The sequence below is a fragment of the Nocardia glycosmidis genome (genome assembly GCF_052545115.1).
Window position 1 is genome coordinate 111,267 of the sequence record NZ_JBQWRH010000008.1, and the last position, 18,618, is coordinate 129,884.

The 18,618-nt window shown below is 66.8% G+C and carries 11 protein-coding genes; 7 read left to right on the plus strand and 4 right to left on the minus strand.

What is annotated here, in order from left to right:
• The first annotated feature begins 2 nt into the window (after positions 1 to 2).
• The 6 genes from ACT86A_RS12590 (at position 3) to ACT86A_RS12615 (ending at position 6,527) form a co-directional block, all read left to right on the plus strand.
• On the plus strand, positions 3 to 3,347 hold the full coding sequence (locus ACT86A_RS12590) for an arabinosyltransferase domain-containing protein (RefSeq protein WP_445092257.1): 3,345 nt from the start codon (positions 3 to 5) through the stop codon (positions 3,345 to 3,347).
• An 84-nt stretch (positions 3,348 to 3,431) separates the two neighbouring features.
• A complete protein-coding gene (locus ACT86A_RS12595) occupies positions 3,432 to 3,587 on the plus strand; it encodes a hypothetical protein (protein ID WP_445092258.1) in 156 nt (51 codons plus the stop codon).
• Positions 3,588 to 3,819: 232 nt separating this feature from the next.
• Positions 3,820 to 4,038: a type II toxin-antitoxin system VapB family antitoxin gene (locus ACT86A_RS12600; RefSeq protein WP_445092259.1), complete on the plus strand. Its 219-nt coding sequence runs from the start codon at positions 3,820 to 3,822 to the stop codon at positions 4,036 to 4,038.
• A complete protein-coding gene (locus ACT86A_RS12605; RefSeq protein WP_445092260.1) occupies positions 4,029 to 4,448 on the plus strand; it encodes a PIN domain nuclease in 420 nt (139 codons plus the stop codon). Before ACT86A_RS12600 ends, ACT86A_RS12605 begins: the two co-directional genes overlap by 10 nt.
• Positions 4,449 to 4,822: 374 nt before the next feature.
• Positions 4,823 to 6,232 carry an Abi family protein gene (locus ACT86A_RS12610; protein WP_445092261.1) on the plus strand — a complete coding sequence of 470 codons (1,410 nt, stop codon included), beginning with the start codon at positions 4,823 to 4,825 and terminating at the stop codon, positions 6,230 to 6,232.
• 136 nt (positions 6,233 to 6,368) lie between these two features.
• Complete coding sequence (locus ACT86A_RS12615; protein ID WP_445092262.1) at positions 6,369 to 6,527, plus strand: hypothetical protein; 159 nt, start codon at positions 6,369 to 6,371, stop codon at positions 6,525 to 6,527.
• Positions 6,528 to 6,614: 87 nt separating this feature from the next.
• Here the strand turns inward: ACT86A_RS12615 and ACT86A_RS12620 are convergent, their stop codons facing one another.
• Together ACT86A_RS12620 and ACT86A_RS12625 are read right to left on the minus strand one after the other, a co-directional pair.
• Positions 6,615 to 7,202 (minus strand): Uma2 family endonuclease, encoded by a 588-nt coding sequence (locus tag ACT86A_RS12620; RefSeq protein WP_445092263.1) that lies wholly within the window; start codon positions 7,200 to 7,202, stop codon positions 6,615 to 6,617.
• Between the two features lie 139 nt (positions 7,203 to 7,341).
• Positions 7,342 to 10,698: an arabinosyltransferase domain-containing protein gene (locus tag ACT86A_RS12625; protein WP_445092264.1), complete on the minus strand. Its 3,357-nt coding sequence runs from the start codon at positions 10,696 to 10,698 to the stop codon at positions 7,342 to 7,344.
• A gap of 332 nt (positions 10,699 to 11,030) precedes the next feature.
• Here ACT86A_RS12625 and ACT86A_RS12630 point away from each other — a divergent pair, with 332 nt between their 5' ends.
• On the plus strand, positions 11,031 to 11,528 hold the full coding sequence (locus tag ACT86A_RS12630; protein ID WP_445092265.1) for a peptidylprolyl isomerase: 498 nt from the start codon (positions 11,031 to 11,033) through the stop codon (positions 11,526 to 11,528).
• 70 nt (positions 11,529 to 11,598) lie between these two features.
• Here ACT86A_RS12630 and ACT86A_RS12635 read toward each other — a convergent pair whose 3' ends face one another.
• Entirely contained in the window at positions 11,599 to 13,143 is a 1,545-nt protein-coding gene (locus tag ACT86A_RS12635) for an acyl-CoA carboxylase subunit beta (RefSeq protein ID WP_445092266.1), read from the minus strand.
• Complete coding sequence (gene pks13 / locus ACT86A_RS12640) at positions 13,140 to 18,524, minus strand: polyketide synthase Pks13 (RefSeq protein ID WP_445092267.1); 5,385 nt, start codon at positions 18,522 to 18,524, stop codon at positions 13,140 to 13,142. The genes ACT86A_RS12635 and pks13 overlap by 4 nt, the downstream gene beginning before the upstream one ends.
• Positions 18,525 to 18,618: the final 94 nt, after the last annotated feature.

The following is an 18,618-nucleotide window of genomic DNA, read 5'->3' on the forward strand; positions in this document are numbered from 1 at the left end:
CCGTGCGACCGGACCGATCTTCTCGAGCGTTCACCCGTAACCGATTGATCGCCCTCGTCTCGGGGCTCCTCGGATTCCTCCTGGCGTTGCTGACCCCGCTGCTGCCGGTTCGGCAGGATCGGGCGAGCCTGGACTGGCCCCAGTCCGGCGTGACCAGCGTTGCCGCGCCATTGGTGTCCTACGAGCCGCTGCGGTTCGACGCCACGCTGCCCTGCTCGCTCACGGGAGCGGTCGGCACGGGGACTGTGCTGTCCACCGTTCCGATGGCGTCCGGCCAGGCCGCCACCAAAGGCTTGGTCGTCTCGGTGGCCGACGGCGTGCTCTCGGTGGTCCTGCGGGATATCCCGCTGCTGTCGGCGCCGCTGGCCGAGGTCGGATCCTGCGCGACGCTGACGGTCGAGTCCACCGCGGCGGCCACGACCGCGGAACTCACCGGAGTGACCAGACAGGACGGCACGCCGTTCCGGTCCACGGTCAGCCGGGACATCCGGCCGCAGATGGTGGGCGTGTTCACCGACCTGGACGCGGGCCGGCTCGACGGCGCGCGGGTGCACGCGGACATCGACTCGCGATTCTCCTCCACACCGTCGCCGCTGAAGCTGGCCGCGATGATCGCCGCCGCCGTGTTCACGCTGATCGCACTGCTCGCACTGCACCTGCTCGACACCAGCGACGGCCGTAAGCCACGGCGGTTCCTGCCTGCGCATTGGTGGCGGGTGACACCCGCGGACGGCGTGGTGCTCGGCACGCTGGCGCTGTGGCACGTCATCGGGGCCAACACCTCCGACGACGGTTACATCCTGAACATGGCGCGCGCGTCCGAGCACGCGGGCTATATGGCGAACTACTACCGATGGTTCGCGGTGCCCGAAGCGCCGTTCGGCTGGTCCTACGAGGCGCTGGCGTGGATGACCCGAATCTCCGACGCCAGCCTGTGGATGCGCCTGCCCACCTTGGCGGCGGGAATCATCTGCTGGCTGGTGATCAGCCGGGAAGTGCTGCCGCGGCTCGGCGCTCGGGTGCGGCGCAACAAGGTGGCATTGTGGACGGCGGGATTGGTGTTCCTCGCGTTCTGGCTGCCCTACGACAACGGTCTGCGTCCCGAGCCGCTGATCGCCGCGGGCGCGCTGCTCACCTGGTGCTCGATCGAACGCGCCATCGCGACCGGGCGATTGCTGCCCGCCGCGGTCGCCGTCCTGATCGCCGCCTTCTCGCTCGCGGCAGGCCCGACCGGCCTCATCTGCATCGCGGCGCTGATCGCGGGCTCCCGACCGGTGCTGCTGATCCTCATCAAGCGTGCGCGTGGGGCTGTCGCGACCCGGACCGGGGCGGACGCCGACGCGGCCGCCGCCGGTTCGGCGGACGCAGCGGCCGCGGTGAACGGCCCAGCGGACCTGCACAAGCCGTCCCGAGCAGGCACGGCATTCCGGTTGGCGGCACTGCTCGCGCCGGGCCTGGCCGCGGGCACGCTGGTACTGGTGGTGATCTTCGCCGACCAGACGCTGTCGACCGTGCTCGAGGCCACCAGGGTGCGTACGATCGTCGGCCCGAACGTGGCCTGGTTCGACGAGCGCACCCGGTGGGACTCGCTGCTGATGCTGTCGCCGGACGGCTCGCTCGCGCGGCGTTTCGGCGTACTGGTGATGCTGCTGTGCTTGCTGGTGTGCGTCTTGCAGGTGCTGCGCAAGGGACGGATTCCGGGTACCTCGCGCGGCCCGTCGGTGCGCATTCTCGGCATCGTGTTCGCCTCGCTGTTGCTGATGATGTTCACCCCCACCAAGTGGACCCATCACTTCGGCGTGTACGCCGGACTGGCCGGATCGCTGGCCGCGCTCGCGGCAGTCGCGGTGGGCACCACCGGCATTCGCTCGGCGCGCAATCGGTCGCTGTTCGCCGCCGCGGTGCTGTTCCTGCTGGCGGTGACCTTCACCGGGTCGAACGGATGGTGGTACGTGTCCAGCTACGGGGTGCCGTGGTGGGACAAGGCTCCGCTGGTCGCGGGCAAGGGCCTGTCCACGCTCTTCTTCGGTCTGAGCGGCGTCGCTTTGTTGATCGCGGTCTGGCAGCACTATCGCGAGCCGTATCGACGCGAGAGCACCACCGCGCCACGGCGTTTCGATCGGTGGGCCTCGGCGCCGCTGACCATCGCGGCCGCGCTGCTCGTGATCTTCGAGGTCGCCTCGCTGGCCAAGGCCGCGGCAACCCAGTATCCGGCGTACTCGATCACGAAGTCGAATGTCGAAAGCGTGCAAGGCGATTCGTGCGCACTGGCCAACGAGGTCATGGTGGAAACGAACACCGCGGACTCGCTGTTGCAGCCCTACACCGGCGCACTGGCAGACGGATTAGCCGCGCAGAACAAAGGTTTCACGCCGAACGGGGTCGCGCGTGACCTCACCGCCGACGCGGAGGAGACAGTCGGCGGCGGCGCGAACTCGGTGGAGAAGGACTCCGAGAACAAGACCACCAAGACCACCGGCGCGGGCACCGGAGGCGGCACCACCGCGCAGGCGGGCGTGAACGGCAGCACCGTCGCGCTCCCGTTCGGCCTCGACCCGGCCAAGACCCCGGTGCTCGGCAGCTATCAGGAGGGCGAGCAGCAACAGGCGAAGCTGACCACCCAGTGGTACCGGCTCGACCTCACCGACAGCCTGCGTCACGACCCCGCTTACCAGGTGCTCGCGATCACCGCCGCGGGCCGCATTCGGTCCGTCGACGCCGACGGTGTGCTCACCTATGGCCAGGAATTGCATCTGGAGTACGGCATCCGCGACGCGAACGGAGAGGTGCGCACCCTCGGTTCGATCGATCCGCTGGATATCGGCCCGGCGCCGTCCTGGCGCAACCTGCGGGTGCCGCTGGACCAGCTGCCCGCCGAGGTGAACGCGGTGCGACTGGTCGCGATCGACAACGACATCACGACCAAGCAGTGGCTGGCCGTCACCCCGCCCCGCCTGCCCAAACTGGCCACGCTGAATTCGGTAGTGGGATCGAAAGACCCGGTCCTGCTCGACTGGCACGTCGGCCTCGCGTTCCCATGCCAGCGCCCGTTCGACCACAAAGACGGCGTCGCCGAAATCCCCAACTGGCGTATCCTGCCCGACCGAGTCGGCTCCGACGCCTCCAACGCCTGGCAGGACGACATCGGCGGCGGCCCCCTCGGCTGGACCGGCCTGCTGCTGAAGTCGCAAACCGTCCCCAGCTATCTCGACCGCGACTGGGCACGCGACTGGGGTTCGCTGGAAAAGTTCACTCCGTACGACCCGAACGCCCGTCCCGCCGGCATCGGCGTCACCGTCGAGACCCGCAACGGATTGGCGACCGACGATCCGATCCGAATCCGCTGACGATCGGGGATGACTGACGCGACACAGCGGCTGGCGACGGTCTCGGTGTGTAAGCCGAGCAAACCGCAATCGTCTGGTCGGTGAGTGGCGTTCTGCGCGACTGGTGTCTACTCTGCCACCCACGACATCCGCGCCGAACCCGCCGACACCTCCGCACTGAACGCCCACCTGAGGCGCCTGATCGACACCACAGTTCGCGCGTACCGCGAAGACAACGACCCCACCTACAGCTACAACTGATGATCCTTCGGCTATACGGGGCGCTCGTGAAGCAGTTCCCCAGCGCCCCTCCCGATCTCGACCCACGACTCTGGGTTCGACATGCTCGAACTCCGAGCGACGACGAATGCTGCTAGCCGCACGACGAGCACGGTTCGAGTCCATGTGCCCGTTGCGATTATTTGAGGCATATAATTTCATGTAATCGTATGCTCTTGATTCAAGAATCATGCATCTCCTGGAGGCGGAAGATATGTCGCGAACAATGATCGACATCGACGATGCAGCCTTGGCCAAGGTAGGCGATCTGCTCGGCACCACGACCAAGAAGGACACCGTCAACGCGGCGTTGCACCAGGTCATCGCCATTTATCGGCGTTCGGCAGCACTAGAACGGATGATGTCTCGGTCCCAGGCCGGTGCGTACGACGACATCGTCGCGCCTGGGCGTAAGGCCGAGGCGTGGCGGTAGAGCGGTATCTCATCGACACCAGCGCTCTGGCGCGTATGGGGCATCCCACCGTCGCCTCGGTATGGGCGGGCACTGTGCAGGCGGGTCGGGTGCATATCTGCGCGGCGACCGAGACGGAGTTCCTCTACTCATCCCGGTCACTGGCCGATTTCGAACAGGATCGAGATGATCTTGCCGACATCTACCCCTGGCAGCCCATGCCTGAGCGAGTCTGGGAGCGAGCACGGGAAGTGCAATACGAGATGGCCAAGCAAGGCTGTCTACGGAGCGCAGGGCTAGCCGATCTCCTGGTAGCGGCGACTGCGGAGCTGGGCGGACTGACAGTTCTGCACTACGACGCGGACTTCGAGACCGTTGCGCAGATCACCGGCCAGCCCACGCGGTGGATCGCCCCCGCGGGCACAGTGTGATCTCAGGGCCCGTTTGCTCCGGGCAAGGCATCATGGCGCGCGTCCGCGGCGGAAGCCGGTCGGCTCTCACAAAAACCGGTTTGTACGGTCTGAAAAATATGCCCCACGTACAGCTACAACTTATGATCCTTCGAATGCTCGTGCCGCTCGTGACAGGGCTGGCGACAAGCGGTGGCGAGGCCGCAGAGCCGCCCCGAGGAGACGGTCAGTGCGGCGCGAACTCTGGCCCGGCGACCGTCGTCTGAAAGAGAGAACCGACCGTCCCTCCCTGGGGCGGGAGTGGGCGGTCGGCCATGTCCATACATCATACCCAAAGGTGCCTTGATGAGTATGCTCTTGCCGCGATGTGCTCGAACGCACGCCGGACACCGATCATGACGACCTATGACAAGCCGTTCAAGTCTCTGGCCGATCAGGTGAGCTTACTGCGCCAGCGCGGGTTGATCGTTGACAACGAAGCAGCGGCCATGCAAGTGCTGAGCAAGATCGGCTACTACAGGCTGAGCGGCTACTGGTACATATATCGTGTCCAAGTACAGATTCCCGGCGCACCGGGAGAAGCCCCCCGCACTGCAATAGGTGACGAGTTCGTTCCTGGGACGACATTCGACCGCGTCTTGGAGCTCTATGAGTTCGATCGCCGCCTCCGGCTGCACGTTCTTGATGCGATCGAGCGCATCGAAGTCGCGCTGCGGGTCCAACTCGGGTACACCCTGGGCGCCGGACACCCCTTCGCGCATCTCGACCCCGCATCTTTGGATCGAACATTCACCGCGTTCGATGACCAGAATCCTGTTGTGAGCAAAGCGCATTGGCTGACCAGCGGCCATGCACAGTGGCTGACCAACGTTAGACGGAATGAAGACCGGTCGAAAGAGGACTTTGTCAAGCACTTCAAAGCCAAATATGGTATGCCGCTTCCAGTTTGGGTGGTCACAGAGCTGCTCACCTTCGGCAGCCTGTCCACCTTGCTCGCCGGGTTGAAACCGGCGCATAAGAACCTGATCGCCGCAAGCTTCGGAATTTTCGATGAGAACTGCGACGGAGACGGCGCGGCTCTGACGAAATGGATCATGAATCTCACGTACCTGCGCAACACATGCGCCCATCACGTGCGTTTGTGGAACAAGAACATGATCGAACAGGTCAGCCGGCTCGAAGGTACCCCAGATCTCGCTCATGCGGCTGACGCCCACTCACGCTCACGGGTATATGCGTCGCTGGCGATACTCGCTTATCTCACGAGCCAACTCGACCCGAAGTCGACGTGGCGCCTCGAGACCGCGGAGCTGATCAAGGCCGGGCTTGCTGCAATAGGCCAACCGGACAGCCGTATCGGATGCCCACGAGGATGGGAGAACCAGCCCATTTGGTCGACAACCTATCAACCGCCTGCCGATCCGCTTCCTGCCGAACACCGCCGGATATTGCAGCGATTCGAATGCATCGGGACGTCCGAGGTCGGCGCCGTCATCGACGCGAGCGCCACCCCCAGTCGCAGGACAAGTGCCGTGCGGTACCACCGAGCCCGTTCCAGGCTCCTGGGGTTCCCTGTCGGAAAGACATACCGGTTCCCGACCTTTCAGCTGGATGCCGCCGGTAAACGCATAGACCCATTAGTTGAGGAAGCCAATGTCGGGCTCGGCGCCCAGGACCGCCCATGGGAGGTCGGCGCCTGGTGGAGCACCCCTAACAAGGAGCTCGACGGCGTCAGCCCGATGGATTTGCTGCGCGCCGGAAATCTGACCAGTGACCTGATCGCCGCAGCAATCCGGGCCCGCTGAGATGGCTGAGGCGCTCGCCGCCCGACCACTGCGGCGAGCCGGGTACAAAAACCGGTTGTACGGTCTGAAAAATAGGCCCCCACCTGTGCCGATGCATCGCAGGACGAATCGGGCTCGTGGCCTTAATCTGTGATTTATGACAACGGCATTCGATGATATGGGTCTGCGCGATCTTGTCGGACTGCTCAGCGAAGAGGAACAACGGGAACTGCGACCCGCGGTGTTGCGGGTGCTCAACCGCCTTCCCTCGCAAGAGGTGCTCCGGCGCGAGCTCGGTCTTCGCCTGAAGGTCTGAGCGCCCGGTATCGCACCGGAACAAAACGGGCAGGGCCGCCGCGCAGGATTGCCTGCGCGGCGGCCCTGTGTCCGGCTACTGGACTGGCTATCCCGTAGTCAGCTCGCCGAAAGCGACGTCGATGGGTATCGGCACGTCCACCGTCAGCCGACGAGTGTGCAGGCATACCAGGTGGTACCGGCCTTCAGAGAGGCGGTACTCCTCGATCTGCTCGATCCCATCGCCGGGCTCGGTGAGAAACACGATGAGGTACACCGGGATACCGGCCGCGGCGTACGCGGCCTTCTTTTCCACGGTATCGGTGTGGTGTGAACTGTCCGGAGAGACGATTTCTACCACGAGCACGGTGTGATCGGCGTAGAGCTTCGCGTCATCATCGAGGCAGCGATACACGACGACGTCCGGTCGACGAAGGCTGAGCGGAACGTCGCTGAGCCGGACGTCTACGTCGGTTTCGACTATCACGCGCGGCTCTGGTTTGCGCGCCGCTTCCATGTGCGCGGCCATTCGCCGCGCCACCCGGTTGTGCAGCCGTGATGGACTTTCGCACTTCACGATATGGCCGTCGACGACCTCGATAGTCCGGCAGAAGTCGACAGGCAGCAGTTCATAGTCTCGTGCGGTGATCTGGTCCGGGATCCAGCGGTACCAGTCGCTGGGGGCGCCGCTCGTCATTGCCTGGAGACTACCGGCACAGGCTTGCACGCACTCAGCGCATTTCTGGCCCGTTGAGTTCATGGGCCTGACACGGAAAGGCCGCCGCGCAGGTTTGTCACCCACGCGGCGGCCCGGTGTCCGGTCCGCTCCGACTCGGTCAGAACACCCGCAGCCGGCCCGGCGTCCACAGGCCGGACCTCGTCTCTGTCCCGGTGTCCAACTTCGCTGGGATCGCGTTGCGGTCGTACTGGTCGTAGCGCTCCAGCGAACCCCAGTCGCGCGCCCAGTTGTCCTTCAGATAGGTCGGCACGGTGGTCGACTTGGCCAGCATCTGCGTGAAGCCGAGCGGGCCGCCGAACTCCTCGGCCTGCCAGGTGTTGGTGGAACTGATGGCCAACGGGCGATCCGGGAGGATCCGGTAGCCGGGCACCTCGGCCACGCCGTTCTTGTGGTCGAACGGCCGCTGGCACGGGAACTGCAAGCCCACTGCCCAGTCCAGCAGGATCGGCTGCTGCGAACCGAGGAGGCTGTTGAGCGACTGCAGCTTCGGCATCCGTGGCGGAGTGAACGCCAGCCACTGGTCGCCGATCAGGATCGGATCGTTGGCGACGATGCGCACCGCGTCGGCGTCCGGGGCGATCTCATCCAGCGGCACGCGCAGGTTACGCCAGGACGGGAACGGGCCGATATCGCGCGGCAGGTAGGTGCCGAGTTTCTGCACGCTTCCGTCGGGCAGGTGCTTGCCGTAGTCGACGGTGAGCGACTGGCCGTATTTCATCGCACCGGTGTCGTCGAAGGAAAGGATGCGTCCCGCGGCCGAGATCACCACCAGCGGTGTGTCCGCCGAACGAGCGGGCAGCTGGTACCAGCTCGAGGTGACGCTCGCGGGCTGCTGCATTCCGTTCTGATAGCTACCGAGGATCGGCGTAGTCGCCGGGTCCAAGCCGAATGGCAGGGCGACAGTGCTGCCGTTGACGCCGCGCGCGCCTTGGCCGCCGCCGGTGCCCGCGCTCTGCCCCTCGGCGAACGCCGCGCCGACCGACTGGGTGGAGGTGTTGCCGGTGCCCGGTTTCACCTCGACGGTGTCGGCGGACAGATCGTTGGGCACGCCGTTCGGGTCGAAACCGACCGGGTCGATACCGGCCAGCGGATCGGCCGGGTCGGTCGGCGGGTGCGCCGGGTCGATGATCGGCTGCAGTCTGCCGCCGTTCGGGTCCGGTTCCACCAGCACGTCATTGGCCAGGCCGCAGGTGCTGCCGCCGAGTGCGTCGATGTTCGAGCGGGCCAGCGAGTACGCCGGGTACTGCGAGACCGCGCCCTTGACCAGGGACAGCACCTCCAGCGCCACCATCGCCGCGGCGACCACGGTCAGCGGAATCGCGGCGAACCGGCGAATCCGCCGGCCCCGCGCCGTCTTCGCCGACGGCTGCGGCTTGGTGTAGTCCTCGCGCAACGCGTACCAGCCGACCAGCGCGAGCGCCAACCCGAACAGGATGAGCATCAGCGTGTTCGACTGGTAGCCGTGCAGCGACACGCGCTTGTCGAACCACGGCACGCCGAAGCTGGACACATACCAGTAGCCGTTGATGCCGGAGAAGGCGACCGCCAGCACGAACAGCAACCCGGCCAGGAAAATCGCCCGGTTCTTGCGCGCCCGCAACGCGCTCGCCGAGACCGCGACCGCGGTGACCGCCGCCAGCGAGCCCGCGATACCCGCGTACGCGCCGAAGTGGTGGGTCCACTTGGTCGGGTTGAACATCATGAAGAAGATCGTTCCGAAGACCACGCCCATCAGCCGCCAGGTCGGCCCGCTCGCGATGCCCGGCACCTGCCTGCGCCGCAGCAGCACGAGCATGGTGGTGAACAGGCACAGCAGCATCACCAGGAAGGCGAAGCGGCGCGACAGCGAGCCGTCGACGGTCTCCACGAACAGGTAGTAATAGCGCAGGTAGTCCTCGTACCAAGCCAGGTTCGGCCCGGTCACCTGGCGCACCCGGTTGGCCTCCTGGATACCCGCGAAGGTCTGATCGCTGTAGACCACCGTCAGCACGAGGACACCGGCCGCGGCGATCGGCGCGAGCAGCGGCAGCGTCGATCCCCACCGCCCGACGCCCTCGGCGGCGAACCGCCGGTGCTTGCGCACCACGATGCGCACCAGCGGCCGGATACCGGCCAGCAGCGCCGCTACACACATCAGACCCGTGGGCGCGGCGGCCAGCGTGAACGCCGCGACCAACACCGCGACCCCGGCGGGCAGCAGCCGACCGGTCGCAATGGCCCGCTCGATCGACACCCAGGTCAGCAGCGCACCCAGCGCGACGATCGGCTCGGAACGCAAACCGTTGTCGAACGGCAGCCAGAACGCCAGGAACACCAAGCCACCCGTCCACAGCGCCACCTTGCTGGTGCGCACGCCGCGGCCCAGGCGCGGCACGACCTCGCGGCTGATCACCAGCCAGCACAGAACGGCGCAGGCCAGCGCGGGCAACCGCACCCACGGGCTGGCCGTGGAGATCTCCGAGAAGACCTGGATCACGTAGTAGTACCAGCCGAACGGCGCCTCCGGCACGCCGTACCACCGGAAGTAGTTGGCCATGTATCCCGCGTGCGGGGCCACCCGCACCATGCTGAGGATGTAACCGTCGTCGGAGGTGTTCGCGCCCGCGAAATGCCACAGCAGCAGCGTGCCGACCACCACGCCGTCCGCCCAGGTCGGCTTCAGCCAGTTCGCCGGAAGGAATCGACGGTGCGCGCGCCCGTCACCGCCGTCGAGCCGGCCCAGCGCCGCCAGTGCGACCAGCGTGCACAGCACCGCGGCGATCATCGCGATCAGCTTGATCGCGGTCGGGCTGGAGGAGAAACGGGTGTCCACGGTCATGTGGAATGCCAGCCCCGCGGGCGCCGCGCCCTTCAGATCGGAGAAGATCCCGACCACTTGCGGCCGCAGGTCACCGCTCAGCGCGCCCTCCACCGGCACGGTCACCGTCTCGGGGGCCCGACCCTCGACCGGCTGCTCGACCTGCTTGCTGAGCCCATTGAACACCGCGTGCGTGCGATCGGCGTCCGAGCTGATAGTCAGCGACGTGCACTCGCCCATCTGGCCCCGCTCGGCAGACACCACGACCGCATTGCGGTCTACCACGTCCACCGAGCTCCCCGACACCCGCACGAACATGGCCTCCAGCGCGGCACGGTCACCCTGCGGCGGCGCGGTGGCCAGCAGCATGCCACCCCGCTCGGGCAGCTGGGCGATGGTGTCGCACGGGATCGTCGCCGTCAGCTCGACCGGGACCTGCGACATCAGCGGCGCCTGCACGTCGGCGAGCGTTGCGCCCTGCGGCCAGTTCAGCGCCGCGGTCGCCTGCGTGACCGGCAAGAATGGCGTCGCCAGCGCGAACAGTGCACCGAGCACTCCGGCGACCAGTGCGATCAAGCGCGCGGTCCGGTAATCATTCGGAGTCACCGCCGGGGCGGCGGGCGGTTTTGTCAGAACAGCGGTTGCGGCGTCGGGCACGGTTGGCAATGCTAGCTGGCTCCCCCGCCGCGCCGGGTCTATAGGGCATGCCAGTCAGATGGCGCGTATCAGCGTCCCGATCACGCTTGGGTGCCGCTCGAGTTTTGGTGTGCCCAGCGAGTTACCCATCCACCTCCAACCGGTAAGCATTCGGGCCTATTCCAGGCATCTTGGCTCTATCCCGACAACTGATTTCGAAAGAACATGGGTAACTCACCGGGTACGCCCAGAAACAACTGGCACCCAACGCAGGACCTGAACGCAATCCCGCGTCACCCAACCGGTACGGCCTGAAGATTCGGAGAGGCGGGGGAGCATGGCAGGGTAGGGGTATGACCAAGGTGAATCTCTCGACGAACTACGGGCCGATCGTCCTCGAACTGGATGATCAGAAGGCGCCGAACACCGTGCGCAATTTCGTGGACTACGTGAACTCCGGCCACTACAACGGCACGATCTTCCACCGCGTCATCCCCGGCTTCATGATCCAGGGCGGCGGCTTCGAGTCCGGTCTGCGCCAGAAGGGCACCAAGGACCCGATTCAGAACGAAGCGAACAACGGCCTGAAGAACGCCAAATACACCGTCGCGATGGCCCGCACCAACGATCCGCACTCGGCCACCGCGCAGTTCTTCATCAACGTCTCGGACAACGATTTCCTCAACCACTCCGCGCCCAGCCCGGCCGGCTGGGGCTACGCCGTGTTCGGCGCGGTGACCGAAGGCACCGACGTGGTCGACAAGATCGCGGCTGTCGCCACGTCCTCGGCGGGCATGCACCAGGACGTGCCGGTCGAGGACGTCGTCATCGAATCCGCCAGCATCGGCTGACTTTCCGACACGCAACACACGAATCGGGCCGCGCCCCGAAGGATGCGGCCCGATCGTGTTTCCGGCATCGCTACAGCGGCAACAGGTGGTGCTTGCGCGGGTTGGGAGCAACCGACTTGTCCCGCAACAGTTGTAGCGCGCGCCGCAGTTCCAGCCGGGTTTTCGACGGCTCGATGACCGCGTCGACATATCCGCGCTCGGCAGCCACCCAAGGCGTGGCGATGGTGGCGTTGTAGAAGTCGATCATCTGCTGGCGAATGGCCGCCCGCTGTTCCTCCGGCGCGGCCTCGATCTGCTTGCCGCCGATCAGGCTGACCGCGCTCTCCGCGCCCATCACCGCGATGCGCGCGGTGGGCCAGGCCAGATTCACGTCGGCGCCCAATTGCTTGGATCCCATCACGGCATAGCCGCCGCCATAGGACTTGCGGATCACCACGGTCACTTTCGGCACGCTGGCCTCGACGTAGGAGAACAGGAACCGGCCGCCACGCTTGATGACGCCGATCTTTTCCTGTTCGACCCCGGGCAGGAACCCGGGCGTGTCGACCACGAAAATGAGCGGAAGTTCGTACGCGTCACACAGCCGCACGAAATGCGCCGCCTTGTCCGAGGCCCGCGCGTCCAACGCGCCCGCGTAGACCATCGGCTGATTGGCGACCACGCCGACGCTGCGCCCGTCGACCCGGGCGAAGCCGGTGATGATGTTGCGTCCAGCGGACCCGCCGACCTCGTGGAACGCACCGTCGTCGAAGATCCGCAGCAGGATCTCGTGCATGTCGTAGCCCGCGTTGTCGGAATCCGGGACGATCGAGTTCAGCTCGAGATCGTTGTCGGTGGTCTCCGGCTCCAGACCGGGATTCACGATCGGCGCCAGTTCCTGGCAGCTGGTCGGCAGGTAGCTCAGATAATCGCGCACCCACTCGAACGCGGCCGCCTCGTTCTTCGCGACATGGTGGATGTTGCCGTATTCGGCCTGGCTACGCGCGCCGCCGAGTTCCTCGAGACTCACGTCCTCCCCGGTGACCTCGCGGATCACCTTCGGACCGGTGACGAACATGTACGCCTCTTCGGTCGCCACCACCACGTCGGTGTTGATCGGCGCGTACACGGCACCGCCCGCGCACTTGCCGAGGATTATCGAGACCTGCGGGACCAGACCCGACAGCGGCTCCTGGCGCCGCCCCAGCTCCGCGTACCACGCCAGCGAGGTCACCGCCTCCTGCACGCGCGCGCCGCCGGAATCGTTGATGCCGACCACCGGGCAGCCGACCTTGGCCGCGTACTCCAGCAGCCCGGCCACCTTGCGGCCGAACATCTCACCCACCGAACCGCCGTACACGGTCTGGTCGTGCGAGAACACCGCGACCGGCCGGCCCGCTACCAAGCCGTACCCGGTGACGACGCCGTCGCCGTACAGCGCGGCGGGATCACCCGGTTTGCGCACCAGCGCACCGATCTCCATGAACGTGCCCGGATCGAGCAGCATGTTGATCCGGTCGCGGGCGCTGGGGATGCCTTTCTTCGCCCGCTTGGCCAGCCCCGCTTCACCGGCCGGTTCCTGCGCCAGCTCCAGTCGCTTGCGCAGGTCGGCGAGCTTTTCGGCAGTCGTGCTCACTTGGCCCCTTTCGCCTGGATCGCGGCGAGCTTCGCGGTCAGGTCGGCCCCGATCTTCCCGATCCGCGGTTCATCGATGATCTGCAAGTGGTCGCCTGGAATGTGGACGACCTCCAGGTTGGTCAGGTAGTCGTCCCAGCCGCCGTTGGGCAACCGGTCGGCGAAGCGCGGCTCGAGCTCGATCATCCCGTCGTGGTAACGATCGGCGAGGTAGAGCACCGTCTCGCCGTCGTAGCGGGATGGCTGGGTCTTGGCGAGCTGACGGCTCTCGACCCACGATGTGCGCTGGTGCTCGAGCACCCCACCCGGAATCTTCGTGCCGCTGATCTTGATCAGATCGCTGATCATCCTGAACTGCTCGTCGTCAGAGGCGGCCGCCAGAGTTTCCAACTGCTCGCGGTCCAATTCGCCTTCGACACCGTAGGTCTTTTTCGCGAACACCTGGTAGCGCTCGATGCGCCGCACCCGCTCCTCGGGGCTGTTGTCCTCACCCTGCGTCGGAAGGGCCAGGTCGATCAGGCCGACCACGCGCACATCCGCGCCCTCGGCACGGAGCAGCTGCGCGGTCTGCATGGCCAGCACCGCTCCGAGCGACCAACCGTAGAGCACGAACGGACCGTCACCCTGAATCTTGCGCAGCTCAGGAAGGTATTGGCGTGCCCGTTCCTCGATCGACCCTTCGACCCGCTCGAGGCCGTACATCGGAGTCTCGGCCGACAGCCGCTTCAGCAACGGTTCGTAGACGAGCGTGTTACCGCCCGACGGATGGAACACGAAGACCGGCACGGCGTCCGAACCCTCCGGCCGCGCACGCAGCGGACGGACGAAACCGTCCACATCCGCGCCGCTGTCCTGCAGATTGCGCACGATGTCGGCCAGCTGTTCGATGGTCTCGCAGTCGAGTACGTCATCGACCGTGACCTCGGCCTTGACCCGTTCGGTCAGGCGTGCGGCCAGCTTCTCCGCGGTGTCCTCGTCGAGGATCGGCAGCGTGGTGAAGATGCCTCCGGCCGATTTACCGGTGACCACCGCCCAGGTGGCGAAGGTGAGCCGCTCGGCGGCATCGCGCGGCGGGACGTCGTCTTCCACGTCGGCGGACGGCTGCCCGCCGAACACTGCGGCAGGTGTGGCCGTGGCCGGTGCGGGCTCGATAACCGATTGCGCGGCGGGAGTGGCATCACTTGCGGAAGCCGTTTCGGCCGACCCGGTCTCCGCTGCGACGGGAATCGAATCCGCCTCGGGCGCAGCGGTTTCCGATGTCGCGCTCACCTTGCCGGGCAGTCCGGTGTCCGACGATGCGGTCGCGGCGCCCACCGCGGCGAGCGGGTCGGCTCCGGTAGCCAGCGCCGCTCTGGCCGCGGACATGAAGTCGGCGTCGACAGCCAACTCGCCCGTGCCGCCCGCGGCCTTGTCGGCGGCTTGCTGGTCGGCCATCGCCTGCACTTCGTCGCGGTGCTCGATGGCGTAGCGCAGCACCTTGCCCACCTCATGCAGGCTCGCGTCGCGCACGGCCTGGACCTGCAGCTGCGGGATGTCGAACTCGTATTCGACCCGGTTCTTGATGCGCATGGCCATCAGCGAGTCCAGACCGAGTTCCATCAGCGGGATCTCCATCGGAAGATCCTCGACCGCGTAACCCATCGATTCCGCGACGATCAGCGCGAGCCGCTCCTCGACGGTCTGCGTGCCGTTCGGATCCCATCGCTCGCCGAAGGTTTCCACGAACTCGCTGTCGACGCCGCTCTGCGGCACCGCTACCGCGCCTGGAATCGGCTCGGCCACAACGACTTCCGGCAGCGGTGCGCCAGAGACCAGGACGGCGTCGAACACCAGCCGGAAACTGTTGCCCTCCTTGGCGTGCACCTGCACCGAGGCGCCGCCGAGGTGTGGCGTGAGCGTGGTAGTGAGCGTGCCCGAGGTGGGGATCGGCGCGTGCGGGATCGAGGCACCGAGCGACACGTCACTGAGTACCTGCGCCGCAGCGGCATTCACCAACTCGACGAGACCGGTGACCGAGGACGCCCGCACCTCCCAGACGTGCCTGCCGTCCGGCAATGCGACGTGCGCGCCCGGCACTCGCCCGTTGCCGCCCGAGGACAACTCGACCTTCGGCCAATACTCCTTACGCAGGAACGTGGTTCGCGGAATCTCGGCGTAGTCACCGGCACTGAGCAGTGACCACAGATCGACCTTGTGCCCGTGCACGTAGAGCTGGGCGAGTGCGGCGATCACGCCCGCGGACTCGTCCTCCTTGCGCTTGAGCGTGGGGATGAGCTGCGCGTCGTGCAGGCCTGCGGCGAAGGTGGTGCCCAGCACCTGCATCAGCGCAACGGAATTCGGCGCCAGCTCCAGGAATGTGGTGTGGCCCGCGTCCACCGCGAGTTTCACCGCGTTGGTGAAGTAGACGCTGTGGCGCATGTTCTTGACCCAGTAGGCCTCGTCGTGGATCGGGTCGTCGCCCGGACGGAAGTACTCCTGTTTGTGCACCGTCGAGTACACGCCGGTCTTCAGCTTCGTCGGCTCGATGCCGGCCAGTTCCGCGGCAAGCTCGCCGAGCAGCGGATCCATCTGCGAGGTGTGTCCCGCGCCGCGGGTCTGCAGCACCCGGGCGAACTTCCCCGCCGCCTCCACCTGCGCGACGATCGCCGCGACCTGATCCTGCGGGCCGCCGATCACCGTGTTGGTCGGCGCCGCGTATACCGCGACCTCGACATCCGGGTAATCCGGCAGCAGATTCGCGACATCCTCGGCGCTGTACTCGATGAGCGCCATATTGCGCACGTCGTCATCGCTGATCATCTGCTCGCCCTCGCCCATCAGGCGGGAACGGGCGCAGATCACGCGCACCGCGTCCTCGAGGGGCAGGCCACCGGCGATGTACGCGCCCGCGACCTCGCCCATGGAATGGCCCACCACCGCGTCGGGTTCCGCACCGTGCGCGCGCAGCAGCGCGGCCAAGCCGATCTGGATGGTGAAGATGCCGACCTGCGAAGTGCCGACGTCATAATCCTGGCCGTCGTCCAGGAACATCTCGCGCACCGAATATCCGGCCTCGTCCTGCACCAGCTCGTCGACCTCGTCAACGGCGCCAGCGAAGATCGAGTTCTCCAGGTAGAGCTGCTTACCCATCTTGCGGTGCTGCGCGCCGAAACCGGCCAGCACCCACATCGGGCCCAGCACCGCGGGCGCGTCGGCGGTGAACACACCCGGGCCCGGCTTGCCCGCCGCGATGGCGCGCAGCCCAGCGACCGCCTCTTCGTGGGACGTGGCGAGCACGACGCCGCGCGAACGCCAGTGACTGCGCTTGGCCAGTGAACGCGCCACATCGGCGAGCGGGGTCCGTGCGCCCGCCTCGGATTCCAGCCAGTCGGCCAGCTCGGCGGCGGCGCGACGGCGGCGCGAGGGCAGGTAGCCCGAAACGGGCAGGATCAGCGGCAACGGCTCGGTGCGCTCGACGGTCCATTCGGCGGCAGGCGCGGCGGCCTCGGCAGCTTCGGCGACGCCCGCGACCACGGCCCCAGCGACCACGGCGTCGGCTTCCGCGACCACGTCCGTGGTCTCGTCGTCCAGCACGTCCTCGTTCAGCGCGTCGCGGTTCAGCACGTCGCCGCTCAGCTGCGACTCGAGTTCGGCGAATGGTGCCAGCGCCGGGTCCGCGGTGGGCACATACTCCTGGACGACAACGTGCGCGTTGGTGCCGCCGAAACCGAAGCCGGAGATCCCGACGGTGGCCGTGCCGCTGTAACGCGGGAACTCGGTGGGCTCGTCGACGACCTTCAGGTGCGCCTGGTCGAACGGGATGTAGGGGTTCGGCCCGGCGTAGTTGATGTTCGGCGGAATGACGTTGTGCTGCAACGACATGATCACCTTGGCCAGGCCGGCCGCACCCGCGCCGGACTCCAGGTGGCCGAAATTGGTTTTCGCCGAGCCGAGCAGCGCGGGCTTGTCGGCGTCGCGGCCGCGGCCGACGACCCGGCCGAGCGCGTCGGCTTCGATCGGGTCACCGAGCAGCGTTCCGGTGCCGTGCGCTTCGATGTAGTCGACCGTGGACGGCGGGATGCCCGCGTCGCGGTAGGCGCGGCGCAGCACCTCGGCCTGGGCGTCCGGGTTCGGCGCGACGATGCCGTTGGAGCGACCGTCGGAGTTGACCGCCGAACCCTTGACCACGCCGAGGATCCGATCGCCGGCACGCTCGGCGTCGGCGAGCCGCTTGAGCACCACCAGACCAGCGCCCTCGGAGCGCACCATGCCGTCGGCGTCGGCGCTGAACGCTTTGACCCTGCCGTTCTTCGCGACCGCGCCGACGGAGTCGAAGCCGAGCGTGGCCATCGGAGCGAGCAGCATGTTCACGCCGCCCGCCAGCGCCAGATCGGCGTCCCCGCTGCGCAGCGCCCGCACCGCCTGGTGCACCGCGACCAGTGTGGACGAGCACGCGGTGTCGATCGCGACCGAAGGGCCGCGGAAGTCGTAGAAGTAGGAGATGCGGTTCGCGATGATCGAGGACGAGCTGCCGGTCAAGCCATACGCGGCGGCCGATGCGGGCGCGGACTGGTCCGACCCGCCGAGACCGAGCGCGGCGACCAGCATGAAGTCGTTGGTCGAGGTGCCGATGAAGACGCCGACCGCCTCGCCTTTGAGCTGACTGGCCGGAATTCTGGCGTGTTCCAACGCCTCCCAGGTCAGCTCCATCATCAGGCGCTGCTGCGGATCGACCCGCTCCACCTCGATCGGCGACATCGCGAAGAACTCGGCGTCGAAGCTCTTCACGACTTCCTGGTCGAGATAACCACCAAGGGTGTTGCCTTCGGCGATCGCCTTGGCCGCCGCCGGATCGCCGGCGAACTCCGACCACCTGCCCTCGGGCAGTTCCCGGATCGCGTCACCGCGGCCGATGAGGAATTCCCACGTCGACTCAGGCGTGTTACCCGCGCCGGGCAGCCGGGTCGACAGACCGACGATGGCGATGTCGTGCGCCTCGCCGGGTGTGTAACCCGCGGCGTAGAAGGCGTCGTCGGACGATTCCGCAGGCGCCTCCGGTTCACCGTTGATGATCCGCTCGGCGAGCGCGGCGATGGTCGGATGCTGATACACGATCGTCGCGTTCAGCACGACGCCGGTCAGTTCCTCGATGTCCCCACCGAGGGCGATGGCATCGCGCGAGGCGAGCCCGAACTCCTCCATCGGCCGGTCGACGGTGATCTGCTCGATCGGTTGTCCGGTCGCTTCGCAGACCCAGCGCCGCAGCCACTCGCGCAGCTCCGCGACCGACATGTCGGTCTGCGCGCCACCCTTCGCGGACTCGGCCGGGGCCGTCGTGTCCGCGACGGTTTCCGCCGGCGGGGTGTCGGTCGTCTGAGTGGGCGTGCCCTCGTTGTCAGCCATCAATTCCTCAAGCTACCTGTCTGCGTACCGGGCGTACCGGGTATTGACGCTCGGCGTGGGAAGGTCGGTGCCGAGCGTCAATGGTCGGTCCGAG